20 protein-coding genes are annotated in these 18,278 nt (G+C 60.2%); 9 read left to right on the forward strand and 11 right to left on the reverse strand.

The features are described 5' to 3' along the window. Positions 1–154: 154 nt before the first annotated feature. Positions 155–703 carry a cupin domain-containing protein gene (locus tag MRBLRC7O_RS15945; protein ID WP_003506334.1) on the reverse strand — a complete coding sequence of 183 codons (549 nt, stop codon included), beginning with the start codon at positions 701–703 and terminating at the stop codon, positions 155–157. Between the two features lie 145 nt (positions 704–848). On the opposite strand from MRBLRC7O_RS15945, the gene aptA reads away from it, so the two are divergent. Beyond that, complete coding sequence (gene aptA / locus MRBLRC7O_RS15950; protein ID WP_020811981.1) at positions 849–2,183, forward strand: omega-aminotransferase AptA; 1,335 nt, start codon at positions 849–851, stop codon at positions 2,181–2,183. 143 nt (positions 2,184–2,326) lie between these two features. Continuing rightward, on the forward strand, positions 2,327–4,147 hold the full coding sequence (locus MRBLRC7O_RS15955) for a methyl-accepting chemotaxis protein (RefSeq protein WP_020811980.1): 1,821 nt from the start codon (positions 2,327–2,329) through the stop codon (positions 4,145–4,147). Positions 4,148–4,246: 99 nt separating this feature from the next. Here the strand turns inward: MRBLRC7O_RS15955 and MRBLRC7O_RS15960 are convergent, their stop codons facing one another. The 4 genes from MRBLRC7O_RS15960 to MRBLRC7O_RS15975 form a co-directional block, all read right to left on the reverse strand. Further along, positions 4,247–5,032 carry a L,D-transpeptidase gene (locus tag MRBLRC7O_RS15960; protein ID WP_003506330.1) on the reverse strand — a complete coding sequence of 262 codons (786 nt, stop codon included), beginning with the start codon at positions 5,030–5,032 and terminating at the stop codon, positions 4,247–4,249. Positions 5,033–5,051: 19 nt separating this feature from the next. Next, positions 5,052–6,107, reverse strand: a complete 1,056-nt coding sequence (locus MRBLRC7O_RS15965) for a L,D-transpeptidase family protein (protein WP_003506328.1) — start codon at positions 6,105–6,107, stop codon at positions 5,052–5,054. Between the two features lie 175 nt (positions 6,108–6,282). Further along, the gene (locus tag MRBLRC7O_RS15970) at positions 6,283–7,062 is read right to left on the reverse strand and encodes an SDR family oxidoreductase (protein WP_020811979.1); all 780 of its coding nucleotides are present in this window, start codon (positions 7,060–7,062) and stop codon (positions 6,283–6,285) included. 2 nt (positions 7,063–7,064) lie between these two features. After that, positions 7,065–7,448 carry a hypothetical protein gene (locus MRBLRC7O_RS15975; protein ID WP_031234233.1) on the reverse strand — a complete coding sequence of 128 codons (384 nt, stop codon included), beginning with the start codon at positions 7,446–7,448 and terminating at the stop codon, positions 7,065–7,067. 93 nt (positions 7,449–7,541) lie between these two features. On the opposite strand from MRBLRC7O_RS15975, the gene MRBLRC7O_RS15980 reads away from it, so the two are divergent. Beyond that, positions 7,542–8,123, forward strand: coding sequence for a DNA-3-methyladenine glycosylase (locus MRBLRC7O_RS15980; RefSeq protein ID WP_020811977.1), 582 nt, complete (start codon positions 7,542–7,544; stop codon positions 8,121–8,123). Here MRBLRC7O_RS15980 and MRBLRC7O_RS15985 read toward each other — a convergent pair. From MRBLRC7O_RS15985 to MRBLRC7O_RS15995, 3 genes are all read right to left on the reverse strand, one after another. Continuing rightward, entirely contained in the window at positions 8,092–8,286 is a 195-nt protein-coding gene (locus MRBLRC7O_RS15985) for a hypothetical protein (protein ID WP_077998680.1), read from the reverse strand. The genes MRBLRC7O_RS15980 and MRBLRC7O_RS15985 overlap by 32 nt on opposite strands. Positions 8,287–8,513: 227 nt before the next feature. After that, positions 8,514–8,711 carry a hypothetical protein gene (locus MRBLRC7O_RS15990; protein WP_003506320.1) on the reverse strand — a complete coding sequence of 66 codons (198 nt, stop codon included), beginning with the start codon at positions 8,709–8,711 and terminating at the stop codon, positions 8,514–8,516. 174 nt (positions 8,712–8,885) lie between these two features. Next, positions 8,886–9,899, reverse strand: a complete 1,014-nt coding sequence (locus tag MRBLRC7O_RS15995; protein WP_031234232.1) for a substrate-binding domain-containing protein — start codon at positions 9,897–9,899, stop codon at positions 8,886–8,888. 268 nt (positions 9,900–10,167) lie between these two features. On the opposite strand from MRBLRC7O_RS15995, the gene MRBLRC7O_RS16000 reads away from it, so the two are divergent. The 6 genes from MRBLRC7O_RS16000 (at position 10,168) to MRBLRC7O_RS16025 (ending at position 16,240) form a co-directional block, all read left to right on the forward strand. Continuing rightward, complete coding sequence (locus tag MRBLRC7O_RS16000) at positions 10,168–11,433, forward strand: ABC transporter substrate-binding protein (protein ID WP_020811974.1); 1,266 nt, start codon at positions 10,168–10,170, stop codon at positions 11,431–11,433. 64 nt (positions 11,434–11,497) lie between these two features. Continuing rightward, positions 11,498–12,472: a carbohydrate ABC transporter permease gene (locus MRBLRC7O_RS16005; RefSeq protein ID WP_003510926.1), complete on the forward strand. Its 975-nt coding sequence runs from the start codon at positions 11,498–11,500 to the stop codon at positions 12,470–12,472. Continuing rightward, complete coding sequence (locus MRBLRC7O_RS16010; RefSeq protein ID WP_003510927.1) at positions 12,469–13,302, forward strand: carbohydrate ABC transporter permease; 834 nt, start codon at positions 12,469–12,471, stop codon at positions 13,300–13,302. The genes MRBLRC7O_RS16005 and MRBLRC7O_RS16010 overlap by 4 nt, the downstream gene beginning before the upstream one ends. A 10-nt stretch (positions 13,303–13,312) precedes the next feature. Beyond that, positions 13,313–14,341 carry an ABC transporter ATP-binding protein gene (locus MRBLRC7O_RS16015; RefSeq protein WP_003506311.1) on the forward strand — a complete coding sequence of 343 codons (1,029 nt, stop codon included), beginning with the start codon at positions 13,313–13,315 and terminating at the stop codon, positions 14,339–14,341. A 57-nt stretch (positions 14,342–14,398) separates the two neighbouring features. Beyond that, entirely contained in the window at positions 14,399–15,184 is a 786-nt protein-coding gene (locus tag MRBLRC7O_RS16020) for a ThuA domain-containing protein (protein WP_003506309.1), read from the forward strand. 6 nt (positions 15,185–15,190) lie between these two features. Continuing rightward, entirely contained in the window at positions 15,191–16,240 is a 1,050-nt protein-coding gene (locus MRBLRC7O_RS16025) for a Gfo/Idh/MocA family protein (RefSeq protein ID WP_020811973.1), read from the forward strand. A gap of 178 nt (positions 16,241–16,418) precedes the next feature. Here MRBLRC7O_RS16025 and queE read toward each other — a convergent pair whose 3' ends face one another. The 3 genes from queE to queC are packed head-to-tail and all read right to left on the reverse strand — an operon-like array spanning position 16,419 to position 18,237. After that, positions 16,419–17,174 (reverse strand): 7-carboxy-7-deazaguanine synthase QueE, encoded by a 756-nt coding sequence (queE, locus tag MRBLRC7O_RS16030; RefSeq protein ID WP_020811972.1) that lies wholly within the window; start codon positions 17,172–17,174, stop codon positions 16,419–16,421. Further along, positions 17,171–17,527 carry a 6-carboxytetrahydropterin synthase QueD gene (gene queD / locus MRBLRC7O_RS16035; protein ID WP_003506304.1) on the reverse strand — a complete coding sequence of 119 codons (357 nt, stop codon included), beginning with the start codon at positions 17,525–17,527 and terminating at the stop codon, positions 17,171–17,173. The genes queE and queD overlap by 4 nt, the downstream gene beginning before the upstream one ends. Continuing rightward, entirely contained in the window at positions 17,527–18,237 is a 711-nt protein-coding gene (queC, locus tag MRBLRC7O_RS16040; protein WP_020811971.1) for a 7-cyano-7-deazaguanine synthase QueC, read from the reverse strand. The genes queD and queC overlap by 1 nt, the downstream gene beginning before the upstream one ends. Between the last annotated feature and the right edge of the window lie 41 nt (positions 18,238–18,278).

The following is an 18,278-nucleotide window of genomic DNA, read 5'->3' on the forward strand; positions in this document are numbered from 1 at the left end:
TCGCAAGAAGGGCGCAAAGACGGCAAAATAGTGGCGCGACAGTGCGTTCTGATCATGGCAGCTACGCAAAAATGCAAGAGCTGACAATCGAATTCTCTCCACCTCACCCTCTCAGCCGTTTCACGAGCGGCGCTAAGCGCCAAATCCGCTGGAATCAGAAGGTTGGCGGAGTGCAAGCGCTGATGACCTCGCACGGCACGGGACCCACACAACGGAATCGGTGCGGCCTGCGGCTTTCGAAATAATAGGCATCCCCCGGCCCGAGCACCCGCCTCTCATCATCGACCGTCACTTCCAGACGCCCGGAGAGAATGATGCCCCCCTCTTCCCCATCGTGAACCAGCGGCACCTTGCCGGTATCGGCGCCCGGCTGGTAACATTCCTTCAGGATTTGCAGGCTGCGGCCGAAAACATTTTCCCCTACCTGCCGGAAGGAGATCGGCCCCTTGCCGATTTCGACCAGTTCATCCGCCCGGTAAAAGGCCTTCCGGCTTGTCTCCGGCTCGAAAGCGAAAAACTCGGCAAGGCCGATCGGTATACCGTCAAGAATGCGCTTCAGCGCACCGACGGATGGATTGGAGGTGTTGGATTCGATCAGCGAAATCGTCGAATTGGTGACACCGGCACGTCTTGCCAGTTCCCGCTGGGAAATATTATGGCGCAGCCGCAAATGCCGCAAACGTCCACCTATATCCACCGACATGCCCGAGCCCCCGTTGCCCTTGTTCGAAATATCGAAAATCTGTGTTGAGGCCTATAGCATTTTCAATGACTTGGCCACAGAGAGAAAAGGGCTTGTTCAGTCGCAAAAATAGCTTTCAATCACCGGCAACGAACAGGAGACCACCATGGACAATCCGAGCCGATCCAATTCCACCTCACTCGACAGCTACTGGATGCCGTTTACCGCCAACCGGCAGTTCAAGGCCAATCCTCGCCTGCTGACGAGCGCCGAAGGCATGTATTACACCAGCAATGACGGCCGCCAGGTTCTCGACGGCACGGCTGGCCTATGGTGCGTCAATGCCGGCCACGGCCGCCAGCAGATCGCCTCTGCCGTAAAGCACCAGCTTTCGACCATGGATTACGCACCCTCCTTCCAGATGGGACACCCGGTTGCCTTTGAATTTGCCGAACGGCTGGCGGAAATCGCGCCCGGCCCGGAAGGAGCGAAGCTTGATCGCGTCTTCTACACGGGCTCCGGATCGGAATCAGTCGATACGGCGCTGAAGATCGCCATCGCCTATCAGCGTGCCATCGGCCAGGGCACCCGCAGCCGGCTGATTGGCCGTGAACGCGGTTATCATGGCGTCGGTTTCGGCGGTATCTCCGTGGGCGGCCTTGTCAACAATCGCCGCGTTTTCCCGCAGATCCCCGCAGACCATCTGCGCCACACGCATGATCCGGCGAAGAACAGCTTCGTCAAGGGTCAGCCCGAGCACGGCGCAGAGCTTGCGGACGATCTGGAACGCCTGGTCGCCCTGCATGGCGCGGAAACCATCGCCGCCTGCATCGTCGAACCCGTGGCCGGCTCCACCGGCGTGCTGGTGCCGCCGAAAGGTTATCTGGAACGCCTGCGCACCATCTGCGACAAGCACGGCATTCTGCTGATTTTCGATGAGGTCATCACCGGTTTCGGCCGCATGGGCTCCACCTTCGCCAGTAACTATTTCGGCGTTACGCCAGATATCGTCACCACGGCCAAGGGCCTGACCAACGGCGCGATCCCCATGGGCGCGGTCTTCACCAGTCGCAAGGTGCATGATGCGCTGATGCATGGGCCGGAAAACCAGATCGAGTTGTTCCACGGCTATACCTATTCCGGCCACCCGGTAGCCTGCGCCGCCGGCATCGCGACGCTCGACATCTACCGCGATGAGGGCCTCTTCACCCGCGCGGCGGAGTTGCAGGATGTCTGGCACGACGCCATCCACTCCCTGAAGGGCCTGCCCAACGTCATCGACATCCGCACCATCGGTTTCATCGCCGGTATCGAGCTGCAGTCACGCGAAGGTGCTGCCGGCGCACGCGCCTATGATGTCTTTACGGATTGCTTCGAGCGCGGCCTGCTTATTCGCGTCACCGGCGATATCATCGCCCTTTCACCGCCGCTGATCGCCGAAAAATCCCATTTCGACGATATTGTCTCAATCCTCGGCGATGCACTGAAACGCGCAAATTAAAGTATAAACTTCTAATAAAGCAAAGGCTGCAATAAAAATTGCAGCCTTTTTTTTGCTTTTATCAAGAGCAGAGCGAAATAGATCATTTATTAAGCATATTCTATTATTTTTTCGCAGCATAACCAACAGCGCGGGAGCGTTCCATGGCGTCGATACAGCAGAAGACAATATTGGCAAGCGTCGCCATCTTTTTCATCGCCGGCAGCGCCACAGGTGTCGGCATGTGGGCAACGGAAACGCTCAACCGTAATAGCGAATATGTGGCGCTTTCGGCCCATGTACTTCGCAACCACATGCAAGCGGACATGATGCACGACGCGCTGCGTTCCGACGTGCTCGCCGCCATCCTTTCTTCCGATGAAGGGATGGGCCTGGAGCTGAATGCGGTAAAAGCCGATCTCGCGGAACATGAATCCACCTTCCGGCAAATGATCGAGGAAAACAGGTCTCTGTCAGCCGGTACGAACGTCAGGGCCGTCATCGACGGCGCCGAAAAACCGCTTCTTGCTTATATCGATGCCGCAAATGCGGTTGTCGGCCTTGCCGGCGCCCGTCAGGAAGAGGCTCTCAAACTGATGCCCGAATTCACGCGGCAATTTTCGGCGCTTGAAAAAGCGATGGAAACAGCCGGCGACCAGATCGAAGCCCTTTCCGACGCCGCCTCGGCCGAAAGCGAAAAGACCAAGGCGACCATCAACCTCGTTTTGAAGGGGCTGCTGGTTCTAGCCGTGCTTTTCTCCGCCGGACTTTTCCTCCTCACCCGCAAGTCAATCATCCTCCCCGTTCTGCAATTGTCGAAGAATATGGAAATCCTGGCGGCCGGCGATACGTCGCAACCGCCCTCCGGCACCGACCGCAGGGACGAGATCGGCTCCATGTCTGGCGCGGTCGAGATATTCCGGCAGGCAGCCATCGCCAACCGGGCGCTCGAAGAGCAGGCAGCTTCCACCCGCCGGCAGGCGGAAGCCGACCAGGAGGAAACGCGGCGGCAGGCGGAGGAAGATGCTTCCGAGCGGCTGCGCATCGCCACCTCCGGCCTCGCGGCCGGCCTGAAGCGGCTCGCATCGGGCGATCTGGCCTTCCAGCTCGACGATGCCTTTGCCCCGCAATTTGAAGCCCTGCGCCACGATTTCAACAGCTCGGTGCGGCAACTGGCCGAAACGCTCTTCGCCATTTCCGATGGCATCGGCACCATCGACGGTAGCAGCCGCGAAATCGCCGCCGGCGCCGGCGATCTTTCCCGCCGCACGGAAAATCAGGCCGCCTCCCTTGAACAGACGGCCGCTGCGCTCGATGAAATCACGGTCAACGTGTCGAACGCCAACAAGCGCGCCGCAGAAGCAAGGCTCGCCGCCACAGACGCCAACGAAAGCGCGCTGAAATCGGTCGAAGTGGTCGGCCATGCCGAAGAGGCGATGCGCCGCATCGAGACCTCGTCGCGGCAGATCACCGGCATCATCGGCGTCATAGACGAGATCGCCTTCCAGACCAATCTTCTGGCGCTGAATGCTGGCGTTGAAGCCGCCCGCGCCGGCGAGGCCGGCAAGGGCTTTGCCGTGGTGGCGCAGGAGGTGCGCGATCTCGCCCAGCGCGCGGCAAAGGCCGCAAGTGAAATCCGCGATCATATCCGCCAGTCATCCGTCGAGGTAGAAAGCGGTGTGAAGCTGGTTCTCGATACCGGCACGGCGCTGAAGGATATCGGCGAACGCATTGCCGGCATCGACCGCCATATGAATGCGATAGCCACATCGGCCGCCGAACAATCGACCGGCCTTGCGGAGATCAACGCGGCCGTAAACTCGATGGATCACGCCACCCAGCAGAATGCGGCCATGGTGGAACAATCCACCGCCGCTTCCGCAACACTTGCCGCCGAAACGGCAAAGCTGCGCGCGCTGGTATCGCGTTTCCGTCTTGAGATGGAAATTACTGGCAGCCGGGAAGAGACACGCCGAGTTGCGTGAGAGCAATGGTGAAACGCGAGAACATCGCCTCGCATCATACAGTCCTTGAGGCGGGCCACCCTCACGGCGCGCCTGCGCCGTGAGGTGAACGTTTCTTGATCAATAAGCCTGTGTCGGCTGCGACAGGCCGTCGCCGATCACGCCATTGCCGTATTGCGCCACGGGCACACCTTCCTGGCCGATCGGCACGCCCTGCTGCGCAGGGCCGAGTGCCGTCACGACGATCGGCGTACCGTCAGGCACGCGGTTATAAAGATCGATGATATCCTGATTCAGCAGGCGCACGCAGCCTGATGAGACCGACTTGCCGATGGTCCACCATTCAGGCGAGCCGTGCAGGCGGTAGATCGTATCCTTGCCATCCTTGAAGATATAGAGCGCACGCGCGCCGAGCGGGTTCTTGAGGCCCGGCTCCATACCGCCGTTACGGCTGCTATAGGGTTCCAGTTCCGGCTGGCGGGCGACCATTTCATCGGGTGGCGTCCAGCGCGGCCATTGACGCTTGTACTGAATGACGCCGCGGCCGGACCATTCGAAGCCTGCACGGCCGAGACCGACGCCATAGCGCATGGCCTGACCATTCTCATAGGTGAGATAGAGGAAATGATTGGCCGTATCGACCACGATGATGCCGGGGCGTTCACCGGTCGGGTTCGCCACCATCTGCCGCAGGAACTGGCGCGGAATCCGCTTATAGGGGATTTCCGGCAGCGGGAACTGCTCGTCAGGCCTCGGACCGTACATGGCGGCATACATCGGGTCTTCGGCAGGTGCCGCGGGCCGGGCGGCCTCACGCGCCGTTGTGTTGCAGCCCGCAAGGCCGGCAAGCGCCAGTCCACCTGCTCCAAGCAGGAAACCCCGCCGGGTCGTTGTCGTCTCGTTCAATTGAAAAACCTCATTTACGTCATCTCACGCTGGCAAAGGGATCTGCCAGCGCCGCCTCTGGGCGGCTGATAGGGTACTTCGTGCCGGAAACCTGCGATGCCATGGCCTTGGCGCCGCTGGATTTCAGAATGGCCCGGAAGCTTGGATGCATGCCGCCGTCCACATACGCGCTGAGGGAGGCAGAAGTTCCCTCGCTCATCGCGGCGGCAAGTTTTTGTTGCTCTTCACCGAGTTTTGACGCCACCAGCGGATCCTGCTGGTTGACGGCCGGCGGGCACGCCGCCAGCGGATCGGCAGGCTCGCCGCCAGCAAATTCACTGTTGAAGACATAACGGCGGCCGCAGACGGAAACCTTGGGCTGCCGGCGCGTCACCTCGAAATAGTCGTAACCTTCCTTCAGCGTCTTCCAGAACGGCATGTTAGGATCATCCCGATGCGCCACCATGTTCCGGGCGCTCATGCGGAAGGGATAGGCCTGCACCTGAAAGCGGTCCTGTCCGCCCTGCAATGCACGCGCGACGATAGCGTAAATCTCACCCACCTGGGCGTCGGTCATGGCGTAGCAGCCGGAAGAGGAGCAGGCGCCGTGCACCATCAGCGCCTCGCCGGTGTAACCGAGCGCCGATTCCAGCCGGTTGGGATAACCGAGATTGAAGGAAACGTAATATTGTGAGTTCGGGTTCAGCATGCCGGCCGAGACATGATAAAAACCTTCCGGCGCCTGCCGGTCACCAGTCTTCATCTTGGGGCCGAGCTTTCCCGACCAGCGGCACATGGGATAGGACTTGAGGAGCGCGTAATTTCCTGTCTTGTCGACCTTCCAGACCTCGAGTTCGCTCTCCTGCTTGAAAATACGAACGAGGACCGGGCTTTCCGGGCGCATGCTCTTGGCCGACATCTGCGCCATCATCTTGGACGACAGTTTCGGCGGGTCTTTCTTGACACTGTCGAGGCCCATGGAGGTGCACGCCGCAAGACCGCCGCCGATCGCGACGACCGCAGCCATTCTTGCCCCTGCCTTTACCTTATGCCGCAACCCCGCAACCGCGAAATCCAGCAATGCCTGCATGCCCATGGATTGTTCTGCCCGCCTGATTTGCCCGCCTTTCCGGCAGACGCTTAACTATCGAAGGTGGCCACAACACGGCAACCTCGCCCATGTACAAAGTCTCGTGAACAGACGTTACCCATTCGTTAATCATAGGGACACAAGCCCGTGATGCCGTTGGCGCTGAGCTTGGATGCCGTGATTATCGGAGCAGCCCCTGGCCGCCATCGATCCATACCGGCGTGCCGGTAATGTGACGGGATGCATCCGACGCCAGGAAACCGATCAGCGCGGCGACGTCGTCGCTCGTTCCGGCCACGCCGCCGGTCACAGGAATGTCCCCGGCGGGAAAACGGACAGGAACCTCCGTTTTTTCCCGCCCGCGTATATCGGTATTTTCGTCGATTGCCGTTTCGATTTCGCCGGGACACACCGCATTGACGCGGATACGGTGACGCCCCAGTTCCAGCGCCAGTTGCTGCACCATGGCAAGTTGTCCGGCTTTCGTCACGGAATAGGCGGTAGCGCCGGGCGACGTGAAGGTGCGCGTACCATTGATCGACGAGATGATGACGATGGATCCGCCGCCGGCCGCCTTCAGATGCGGCACGCTTACATGAACGGTGAGATAGGTGCCGCGCAGGTTGATGCGGATCGTGTCGTCCCATTCGGACGGTTTCAATTCATCGATGGGTGCCCAGACGCCGTTAACGCCAGCATTCGCCACCACGACATCAAGCCGCCCGAAATCCCCAACCAGTGCTGCGACCGCATGACGCATAGCCTCCTCATTCGCCACATCGGCCACAAGGACCTTCGACGAACCGGATGCGGCGCGTATTTCCCGCGCGACATCGTTCAATTCTGATTCGGTGCGGCCAAGCAGGCCGAGCGAGAACCCCTCCGCAGACAGATGAAGGGCGGCAGCGCGGCCGATGCCGGAGCCAGCGCCGGTGACGAGAGCGACTTTGCCGTCAGCCAATGTTACAGGCCTCCCTTTCTGGAGGCGATGGAGGTGCCGATCGCCGAGACGGGATCGCTGGCTGGAAAGCTTTCCTCCAGCCCCTCTTCCAACTCCTCCTCCAGAACGTCGCGATCCTTCGATGTGCGGGCGCTCGCCTGACCGTGCGGAGCTTCATCCTGCGCCGTGCCGAGAGCGGAAAATTGCGAAGGCGCATCCGCGCCATGGCGTGTTCCGAAGGCGGTGAGCTGCACCATCACCGCACTTGCCCGCTTGATGGCCTCCGCATCGTCGATCCCTTCAAGACCATCGGCAAGGCGAACAGAGACCTGGTCACCGTCGCTGCCGACGAACTCGACGGAGATAACCCCGTTATTGCGTTTTACATAGGTCGTCGAAAGTTGCATGACATGCCCTCCGGCTTGGAAAGCACCGGCAAAACCGGTGCGGGGAAACGAATAAGCTGACTTCAGAACGACACAGAGCGGAAGGGGTTCCGGATGGATGAGGCCTTTGGCCCGGAAATGCAGGAGAGTTTCTTCCTGCGCGATGCGGTGGATGTGGCCCGCGCCCTCATCGGCGCGGAGTTCCGCATCGGCAATACCGGCGGCATCATCGTGGAAACCGAAGCCTATCATCCGGACGACCCGGCATCCCACAGTTTCAACGGGCAGACCCCGCGCAACAGGGCGATGTTCGGCCCGGCCGGCCGTCTTTATGTCTACCGGTCCTACGGCATTCACTGGTGCGCCAACTTTGTCTGCGCTCCGGGCTCCGCCGTGCTTCTGCGCGCCATCGAACCGATCACCGGTATAGACATGATGAAACTGCGCCGGGGAACTGACAAGCCGAAACTTCTATGTTCAGGCCCGGGCCGACTTTGCCAGGCGCTCGCGATTACGGGAGAGATGGATGGCGCGCCGTTGAACGCACCGCCGTTTTTCCTGCGGTTGCCGAAAGAAGCCGCCGCCATCACCAGCGGCAGGCGAATCGGCATCAGCCGCGCCACAGAATACCCGTGGCGCTTCGGGCTCAAGGGCTCGGCTTTCGTCAGCAAGAAATTCCAGAATGGAGACCCGTGAAAGACGAGAGCACCTTCGGCGGCCCGTCATTTTCGTCGGGGTTGGGTACCGGCACCTCGTCCGGCAACCTATCGGGTTCCGGCTCTTCCACTGGCGGGATATCCGGCTGCGGCGGCACGGGCATCGGCGGTTCGGGATAGGGTTCGACGGGAACGGCTGGCATCGCGGCCTCCTGATAAACACGCTTTGCCGCAATGGACACAAGCTGCGTTTTTATCTCTCGGGACAACGCCTTCGCGCCGTCGCCAATCGGGCGGCGCGACACCCAATTCGCCCATCGGTCAAATGCCGGTCAGGTCCCTTCGGTCCGGTTGCGCCGCCCAGCGGGTCGTACAGGGAAACGCGGGCACGGCCTGTCCGTTCCGTTTTTTAAGGAAGTTTTTGCGACGCTCAGGCGAAACCGAGCGCGCTGCGGGAAATATCGCGGTTTTCGCAATAATCGCGGGAATGAGCCTCGTGACCATGCTCGCGCGCGGTCGAACGGGAAAGTTCCGGGCTCGGAACGTTGAGCAGCGCATCGGCATAGGTGCCGGTTGCCTCGACGTCATCGATCACAGTCTGCTGTTGCGGTTTTAAAAATTCAAACATCCGTCCACCTCCTTCGACACGTCCCCTCAACGCGCCGGCCCGGGTCCTGTTCCATAACACCCGTAACTGTTCGGATTATACATGAGACGGCGCGGACGTATAGATGACGAAAGACGAACGTTATCAACTGACGTTCACAAAACGGAGTGGAATCAGTGAGCTATGACGAGAAGCTCAGGCAGGGCCGACCGATTCCCGCAGGATCAGTTCGACCGGCCACAATTCCTGAACCTCGCGCACGGGACGACCGCCGATGATCTGCAACAACAGATCCGTCACCCGAATGCCCGCCATGCGCATGGGCGAGCGGGTGGTGGAAAGCGGCGGCATAATGCTTTCCGGCGTCAGATAGGGAAACACGTCGTCATGGGCGATGACGGAAACGTCCTTGCCGATCACCAGCCCCATCTGCGTGGCGGCGCGATAGACACCCTGCGCCGTCATCATCGCGCCCGCGACGAAGGCCGTCGGGCGCGGCGTCTGTTCCAGCAGCGAGCGGGCAAAGCGGAAGGCGGTATCTTCGCTGAAATGCGCGTTCATCATGAAACGCGGATCGGGCGTGATGCCATGGGTGGCCAGCGCATCCCTGAACCCCTGCTCGCGGTCCTGAACGAAGGTGCGGCCGACGGGACCGTTGATCAGGGCGATGCGGCGATGGCCGCGCTCCAGAAAATGGATCGTTGGTCGATAGGTTACATCGTGGTTGTCGATATCAAGCCAGGCATGTTCGAACGGCGTCTTGGAGCGGCCATGCACGATGAAGGGCACGCCCAGCCGGTGAAGCAGCGCGATGCGCTCATCCTCGGGGCGCGGCGAATGCACGATGATGCCATCCACCCGGCCGCTCGCCGCCAGCCGGCTGAAAATCGCCAGCTCCTCATCGAGATTATTGTCGACGGTGACGCTGACGAGAATGTCGGTTTCTTCCTGTTCCAGACGGGTCGCCATGCCCCCCATGAATTCCGAAAAGAAATGTCCGCCGCCCGAACGGCCCATGACGACGCCGATGGCGCCCGCCCTGCCGGTTGCCAGCCTGACGGCGTTGGCATTCGGCCGGTAGCCGTATTTCAGCGCAGCCTCCATCACCCGTTGCCGCGTTTCCTCGCGCACCTCGGGATAGCCGCCAAGCGCCCGGCTGACGGTGGTGGGCGACAGCCCGACCTTTTCTGCGAATTCCTTGAGTTTCATGTTTTTCGCCAATTTGCCCCTGCATGCGTTGCCGCAGCAGATTTTTCAAGCGGACAATAATTGAAAACGATTTCAATTTTTATCCAACTGAAACCTTACAGTTGGTCATTTTGAAATGCAAACACCGCAAAACAACCGTCAGAAATGCCGAATTTTCGCACAAGTAGAAAGAGTATTGACAGATTGGTCCGCTTTTGCGAGCCTCGCCTCAGTCAAAAGCGCTTTCAATTTTGAGGACAATCGGAAGCGTCAACGGAGGAGTTTGACAATGAATATTTCCATGAAGACTTTGTTCCTGTGCGGCAGCGTACTTTCCGCCGCCGTTTCAGCGCAGGCGGCCGAACTTTCCATCGCCGCCAATTCCACCGGCAAGAACATCGCGTTCTTCCGGGAGCGGATCGCCGCCTTCGAGAAAGAGACCGGCCACAAGGTCAATCTCGTCACCATGCCTTCTTCATCAAGCGAACAATTCAGCCAGTACCGCCTGTGGCTCGCGGCCGGCAACAAGGATGTCGACGTCTATCAGACCGACGTGATCTGGGCGCCGCAGCTCTCCGACCAGTTCGTGGATTTGACCGAAGCGACCAAGGACGTCATCGGCGATCATTTCCCCTCCATCGTTGCGTCGCAGACCGTGGACGGCAAACTTGTCGCCATGCCGATGTTCACCGATGCACCCGCTCTGTTCTACCGCAAGGACCTTCTGGAAAAATACGGCAAGCAGCCTCCGAAAACCTGGAAGGAACTGGGCGAGACCGCCAAGGAAATTCAGGACAAGGAACGCGAAGGCGGGCAGAAGGACCTCTGGGGCTTCGTCTTCCAGGGCAGCGCCTATGAAGGTCTGACCTGCAACGCGCTGGAATGGATCGCATCCGCCGGTGGCGGTCATATCGTTGAGACCAACGGCGACATCTCCATCAACAACGAGAAAGCCGCAGCCGCGATTGAAGCCGCCAAGGGCTGGGTCGGCACCATCGCGCCGCAGGGCGTGCTTGCCTACAAGGAAGAGGAAGCACGCGGCGTCTGGCAGACCGGCAATTCCGTCTTCATGCGCAACTGGCCCTATGCATATGCGCTTGGAAACGGTGCCGACAGCGCCATCAAGGGCAAATTCGGCGTCACGCCGTTGCCGGCCGGTGAAGAGGGTGCGGCACCCGCCTCAACGCTCGGCGGCTGGAACCTCGCCGTTTCGAAATATTCCGACGATCAGGAAGCTGCCATCCAGCTCGTGAAGTTCCTCGCATCGAAGGATACCCAGAAGATGCGTGCGATCCAGCTTTCCAACATGCCCACGATCGCCTCGCTTTATGACGACAAGGATGTCGCGGACGCACAGCCTTTCATGCCGACATGGAAGCCGATTTTCCAGACCGCCGTTCCACGCCCCTCTGCCTCGGCGAAGGTGAAATACAACGAGGTTTCAGCGAAATTCTGGGGTGCCGTGCACAACACGCTCTCCGGCAACGGCACGGCGGCGGAAAACCTTGAGCTCCTTGAAGTCGAATTGACCGATCTCAAAGGCAACGGCTGGTAATCCGGCCCGTGTGGGAAGCGGTCTAGCCTGAGCGTTTCCCACACCCCAACTGCGAGATATCCCCATGAACGATACCGCCCTTCAAAGACCGGCCGCGGCATCCGGCACCGGCTCCGACCTTCAGTCGGAACGCCTGAAATCCGCATGGCTGTTCCTAGCCCCCACGTTTCTGGTACTTGCGATGGTGGCCGGCTGGCCGCTGGTGCGCACCGTCTGGTTCAGCCTCACCGACGCGTCGCTGACCAATCTTGACGGCGCACAATTCGTTGGCTTCAAGAACTACCTCACCTGGATCACGCTCAGCAGCGGCCGCACCATCTATCGCGGCCTGTTGGCTGATCCCGCCTGGTGGGGCGCGGTTCTGAACACGCTGAAATTCACCATCCTTTCGGTCAGCTTCGAAACCGTTCTCGGCCTTATCGTTGCGCTGGTGCTGAACGCGGAATTCAAGGGACGCGGCCTCGTGCGCGCCGCCATCCTCGTTCCATGGGCCATTCCCACCATCGTTTCGGCGCAGATGTGGGCGTGGATGCTGAACGACCAGTTCGGTATCTTGAACGACCTGTTCCTCAATCTCGGGCTGATCTCCCACAAGATCGCATGGACCGCCAATCCGGACACCGCAATGGTCGCCGTTCTTATTGTCGATATCTGGAAGACGACGCCCTTCATGGCGTTGCTCATTCTCGCCGGCCTGCAAATGGTGCCGAAGGACATGTATGAGGCGGCGAAGGTGGACGGTATCCACCCCGTCAAGGTGTTCTTCCGCGTCACCCTGCCAATGATCCGGCCAGCGCTCATGGTTGCCGTCATCTTCCGTATGCTGGATGCGATGCGCGTCTTCGACCTCATCTACATTCTGACGCCGAATAACGCCCAGACCCGCACGATGTCGGTGCTGGCGCGTGAGAACCTGTTCGATTTCGACAAGTTCGCCTATGGCGCAGCCGCTTCCACCATGCTGTTCCTCATCATCGCCTCGATAACAGTCGTTTATATGTGGCTCGGGCGCGTCAACACAGATGGAGCTTCGCGATGACCCTGCCAAGCATCCTGAAAACCACCGCCTTTTATGCGCTGGTCGCCGTCATCATGGTGATTTCGGTATTCCCGTTCTATTACGCGATACTGACCAGCCTGAAATCCGGCTCAGCGCTGTTCCAGGTGAACTACTGGCCGCGTGAATTCTCGCTGACCAATTACAACTTCGTCATCGGCAACGGCACGTTCCTGCGCAATCTCGGCAATTCGCTGTTCGTTGCATCTTCAGTCGTCGTACTGTCGCTGTTCCTTGCGGTAACGGCGTCCTATGCTCTCGCCCGTGTCCGTTTCCGGGGCCGCTCGCTGCTTCTGCTCACCATCCTCTCGGTCTCGATGTTTCCACAGATCGCCGTTCTCGCCGGCCTGTTCGAACTTATCCGCTGGGCTGGCATCTTCAACACGCCGCTCGCGCTGATCTTTTCCTACATGATCTTCACCCTGCCCTTCACTGTCTGGGTGCTGACGACATTCATGCGCGACCTGCCGATCGAAATCGAGGAAGCGGCAATCGTCGATGGCGCAACGCCATGGGTCATCATCACCCAGGTCTTCATGCCGCTGATGTGGCCGGCACTCGTCACCACAGGGCTCCTCGCCTTCATTGCGGCATGGAACGAGTTCCTCTTCGCGCTCACCTTCACCTCATCGAACGAACAGCGCACGGTGCCCGTCGCCATCGCACTTCTTTCGGGCGGTTCGCAGTTTGAAATCCCCTGGGGAACGATCATGGCGGCCTCCGTCATCGTCACCGCCCCGCTCGTCGTCCTCGTTCTTATCTTCCAGCGACGCATCATTTCCGGCCTCACCGCCGGCGGCGTCAAAGGCTAGGAGAAATCTCATGACCACCATTCAACTGCGCAATCTTCGCAAATCCTTCGGCGCCTTCGATGTCATCAAGGGCATCGACATGGACATCCGCTCCGGCGAGTTCATGGTTTTCGTCGGCCCTTCCGGTTGCGGCAAGTCCACGCTGCTACGCCTCATCTGCGGGCTCGAGGAAATCACTGGCGGCACGCTCTCCTTTGACGGAGAGGCCGTCAACCGCCTGCCACCCGCCAAGCGTGGCGTCGCCATGGTCTTCCAGTCCTATGCGCTTTATCCGCATATGACCGTATTTGAAAACATGGCATTCGGCATGAAACTATCAGGCGCCGACAAGGAGCAGCGCCGCAAGCGTGTAGAGGCGGCAGCGGAAATGCTGCAGCTCACGCCCTATCTGGAACGTCTGCCGAAGCAGCTTTCCGGCGGCCAGCGCCAGCGTGTCGCCATCGGCCGTGCCATCGTGCGTGATCCGAAGGTGTTCCTGTTCGACGAACCACTCTCCAACCTCGATGCGGCGCTTCGCGTCGCAACCCGTCTCGAAATCGCCAAGCTGCACCGGGAGATGCATGACACGACGATGATCTACGTCACCCACGACCAGGTGGAAGCCATGACGCTCGCCGACCGCATCTGCGTTCTGCGCGATGGCCGCGTCGAACAGATCGGCACGCCGCTCGAGCTTTACGAAAGCCCGGTCAACACCTTCGTTGCCGGCTTCATCGGCTCGCCGAAGATGAACATCCTCACCGGCAAATATGCGGAGACGGAAGGTGCCGCGACCATCGGCATCCGTCCCGAACATATCACCATCAACACAGGCGAAAATGGCTGGAACGGCGAGATCGTGCATTCGGAAATGCTGGGATCGGACAGCTACATCTATGTCGAGATCGGTGCCGGCGAGCCCATCGTCGTTCGCGAGGAGGGTGTGACCAACCGCAAGGCGGGCGAACGCATCGCCATCGTGCCGGATGCGGCACAAATCCACCGTTTCGACGCGCAAGGCCGGGCATTAGCCCGCAACCCCGCCCGGGGTGCTGCCTGAACATTCAACTTTCGCCGGGATCACCCAAGGTCCCGGCTTTCACCGAGGAGCATGAAAATGACCATCAACACCGTTGTATGGGGCGAAAATATCCACGAACACATCAATGAGACGGTGCGTTCGATCTATCCAAACGGCATGCACAACACCATTGCCGACGCGCTGAACCAGAACCCCGAGATCAGCGCCACCACCGCGACGCTGCAGGAGGCGGAACACGGCCTTTCGCAGGAGCGTCTGGACAAGACCGACGTTCTTGTCTGGTGGGGCCACAAGGACCATGGCGCGGTTCAGGACGAGATCGTCGAGCGCGTCGCCAAGCGCGTCTGGGAAGGCATGGGCCTCATCGTCCTGCATTCCGGCCACTTCTCCAAGCCTTTCAAGCGGCTGATGGGCACGCCCTGCGCGCTGAAGTGGCGCGAGGCCGGTGAACGTGAGCGTCTGTGGACGATCAATCCGCGCCACCCGATCGCAGCCGGCCTGCCCGAGCATTTCGAGCTGGAAAACGAAGAAATGTATGGCGAGCAGTTCTCCGTGCCGGAGCCTCTGGAAACCGTATTCATCTCCTGGTTCCAGGGCGGCGAAGTTTTCCGTTCCGGCCTCACCTGGCGCCGTGGCGCGGGCAACATCTTTTATTTCCGCCCCGGCCACGAGACCTATCCGACCTACCACGACGCCAATGTGCAGAAGGTCATCAGCAATTCGGTGAAATGGGCCTATAATCCGGCCGGCGCACTGACGAGCATCCATGCTGCCCCCAATGTTCCCGTCGACAAGGCGCTGGAGCCGATCGAAGAACGCGGCCCCAAGCTGCATAAGGCTGGCGAAGCAGGTTACAGGTAATAAGCCATGAGACTTCTCATTCTCGGAACCGGCGGCATGGCCAACAACCATGCCACATATTTCTCCCAAATCCCCGGCGTCGAACTGGTGGCTGCGGTGGATGTGGACGATGTGGTGGTGCGGGGCTTCGCGCTGCGCCACAACATTCCACTCTCCTTCACTTCGCTCGATGACGCGATTGCCTGGGGCGAATTCGACGCAGCGGCAAACGTCACACCTGACGCCATCCACCACCCCACCAGCCTGAAACTGCTCGCAGCGGGCAAGCACGTCTTCTGCGAAAAGCCACTGGCGGAAAACTACGCCAAGGCCGCAGAAATGGCCGATGCGGCCGAAAAGGCGGGCCTCGTCGCCATGGTCAACCTCACCTATCGCAATGTCGCCCCCTTGCAGGCAGCACGCGAAATGGTGCTGGCCGGAAAGATCGGCAAGGTGCGCCATCTCGAAGCTTCCTATCTCCAGAGCTGGCTCGTTTCCAAGGCCTGGGGCGACTGGATGACGGAGAGCAAATGGCTGTGGCGGCTTTCCACCAAGCACGGCTCCAACGGCGTTCTCGGCGATGTCGGCATCCACATTCTCGACTTCGCCTCCTATGGCGCGGGCAGTGATGTGGAGCGCATCTTTACGAGGCTGAAGACCTTCGACAAATATGAAGGCAACAGGATCGGCGTCTACGATCTCGACGCCAATGACAGCTTCACCATGACCGCCGAACTGGAAAACGGCGCCATGGGCGTCATCCATGCCAGCCGCTGGGCGACGGGCCACCTCAACGAACTCCGCCTGCGTATCCATGGCGACAAAGGCGCGCTCGAAGTCATCCACACGCCTGACTATTCCAGCCTGCGGGCCTGCATCGGCGAAGATGTGGAAAAGGCAATCTGGAAGACGATCGACGTCGATCCGGTGGCAACGAATTACGAAAAATTCGCCAAAGCGGTGATGGAAGGCGGCGTTGCCGACCCCGATTTCCGCCATGCCGCCAATCTACAGAAGGTGCTTGATCTCTCGATCATCGCCGACCGTGAGCGGCGCGAGCTGGCCGTTTCGGCCTGATTGCAGAAGAGCGGCGGCGCAAGCCGCTGCTAGGGAGGAGTGATGTTCCTCCACATCGCTCCTCCCAATCGACGCCATCCTCGGGTTCGACCCGAGGATCCGTTTCCTTCAACGGCGCGTGGATTTTCGCCTCAAGGGCGAGGATGATGGGGAAAGGCATATGCCAATCCGCATCCCTTCAAACGCCCCGCTTATTCCCCCACAACAACACATGCAGCTGCGGCAGCACGCGGGCGGAAAACCAGCGGTCTTCGCTCACCTTGTCCACCAGCCACAACATCCGGTCCATCACACCATCGATATCCACGCGCGCGTCGTCATCATCGGGCGGCGGTGGGGTATGGTTGCCGGGCTGGAGGTAAACGGGCAGATGCGGGAAACGTGCCGATGCCGCTTTGGCGTAAGCATAATCCGCATCATCGAAAACCACGATCTTCAGCGCCACCTGCGGTCCGTCGCCGGTGGCGGCAAGACAGTTCTCTAAAGCCTGCCAGTCCGTTTCCATACCACTCGATGGCGGTTTCGGGCTCAGCACCAGATGATCGAGATCGGCAAACCAGTCTTTCGCGATGCTGCCCTGTGTTTCCAGCGCGAAACGATACCCCTCGCCATGCCCCTTCGCGATCAAAGCCCCGAGCGGCTGGATGGCGGGATTGCCGCCTGACAGTGAGACCGTCAGCGGCAAGCCGCCGGAAAGCCGACGCACCTCCTGCCAGATCGTCTCGACAGGCATCGGTTTCCACGTATCGCGGTACTCGCTGTCGACCGCATGCAGCGTATCGCACCAGGAACAGCGGTAATCGCAGCCGCCGGTGCGCACGAAAACGGTAGGCAGGCCAATCAGCGGCCCCTCGCCCTGAATGGTCGGGCCGAAGATTTCGCTGATGCGGATCGCCGCTTCCTTCGCCAGAACCTTCTGCGCAGCCGCCGTCATGGGCGGTATTCCGCCCAGGTCTTGGCGGTTTCGCTCACCCGCACGGCGCTGGTTTCCGGCAGGCTTATCTTGCACCAGTCATAAAAATGCTTCGCCAGACATTCCGCCGTTACCCGGTCATGGCCGAGAACGTCGTTCAGGTGGCGATGATCGAAATGGCTGTCGATATAGTGCTTCAGTGGCGCAAGCTCATGATAGTCGCGCACGAAACCGTGCTCGTTCAGCTCTTCACCAGTAAGCTCGACCTCTACGATGTAATTGTGCCCATGCAGACGGGCGCACTGGTGATCAGACGGCAGGCTTTTCAGCTGGTGCGAGGCGGAGAAATGAAACTCCTTGGTGATGCGGAACATCAGCGCACCTCCTGCGCCGCATAGGCATGGGTCGCCGCCACCCAGAAATCGGGGTCCTCATAGTCGGTCGGGTCGGTGACGCCCGCCAGATGAAAGGCCTCGCGCCGTTCCACGCAGGTGCCGCAGCGGCCGCAATGGCGTAGCCCCCCCTTGTAGCAGGACCATGTTTCGCCGAAGGGCGTGCCGTATTTCACGCCATCGGTAACGATCGCCGCCTTGGAGACCGTGACGTAAGGCGCAAAGAGCTTGACGTCGGCGTAACCTTCCAGCGCATGCGCCTGCATGGCGTTGAAACTGTCGATGAAGCCCGGCCGGCAATCGGGATAGATGAAATGGTCGCCGCCATGCACGGCGATTGCCACCGCATCCGCCTGCTGGGCGGCGGCAAGGCCGAAGGCGATGGTGAGCATGATGGCGTTGCGGTTCGGCACCACGGTGGAGCGCATGGTCTCTTCCGCATAATGCCCATCCGGCACCGCAATATCGTCCGTCAGCGCCGAGCCGGTGAGATGCGCGCCGATGGTGCGGATATCGATGACATGATGCGGCACGCCGAGACGCCTCGCGCAATCGGCGGCAAAATCCAGTTCCTTCTTGTGGCGCTGGCCATAATCGAAGGAGACGAGAGCGAGAAGTTCATGTTCCGCGGCGATTTTATGCGCAAGCGAAACGGAGTCCAATCCGCCGGAGCAGATGACGATGGTTTTCATAAGTTGGGATCCCTTGTTTTGACCGGGTGGGCTGCGACCGG

The sequence above is a fragment of the Agrobacterium radiobacter genome (assembly GCF_040801995.1).
Taxonomy (GTDB): Bacteria; Pseudomonadota; Alphaproteobacteria; order Rhizobiales; family Rhizobiaceae; genus Agrobacterium; species Agrobacterium radiobacter.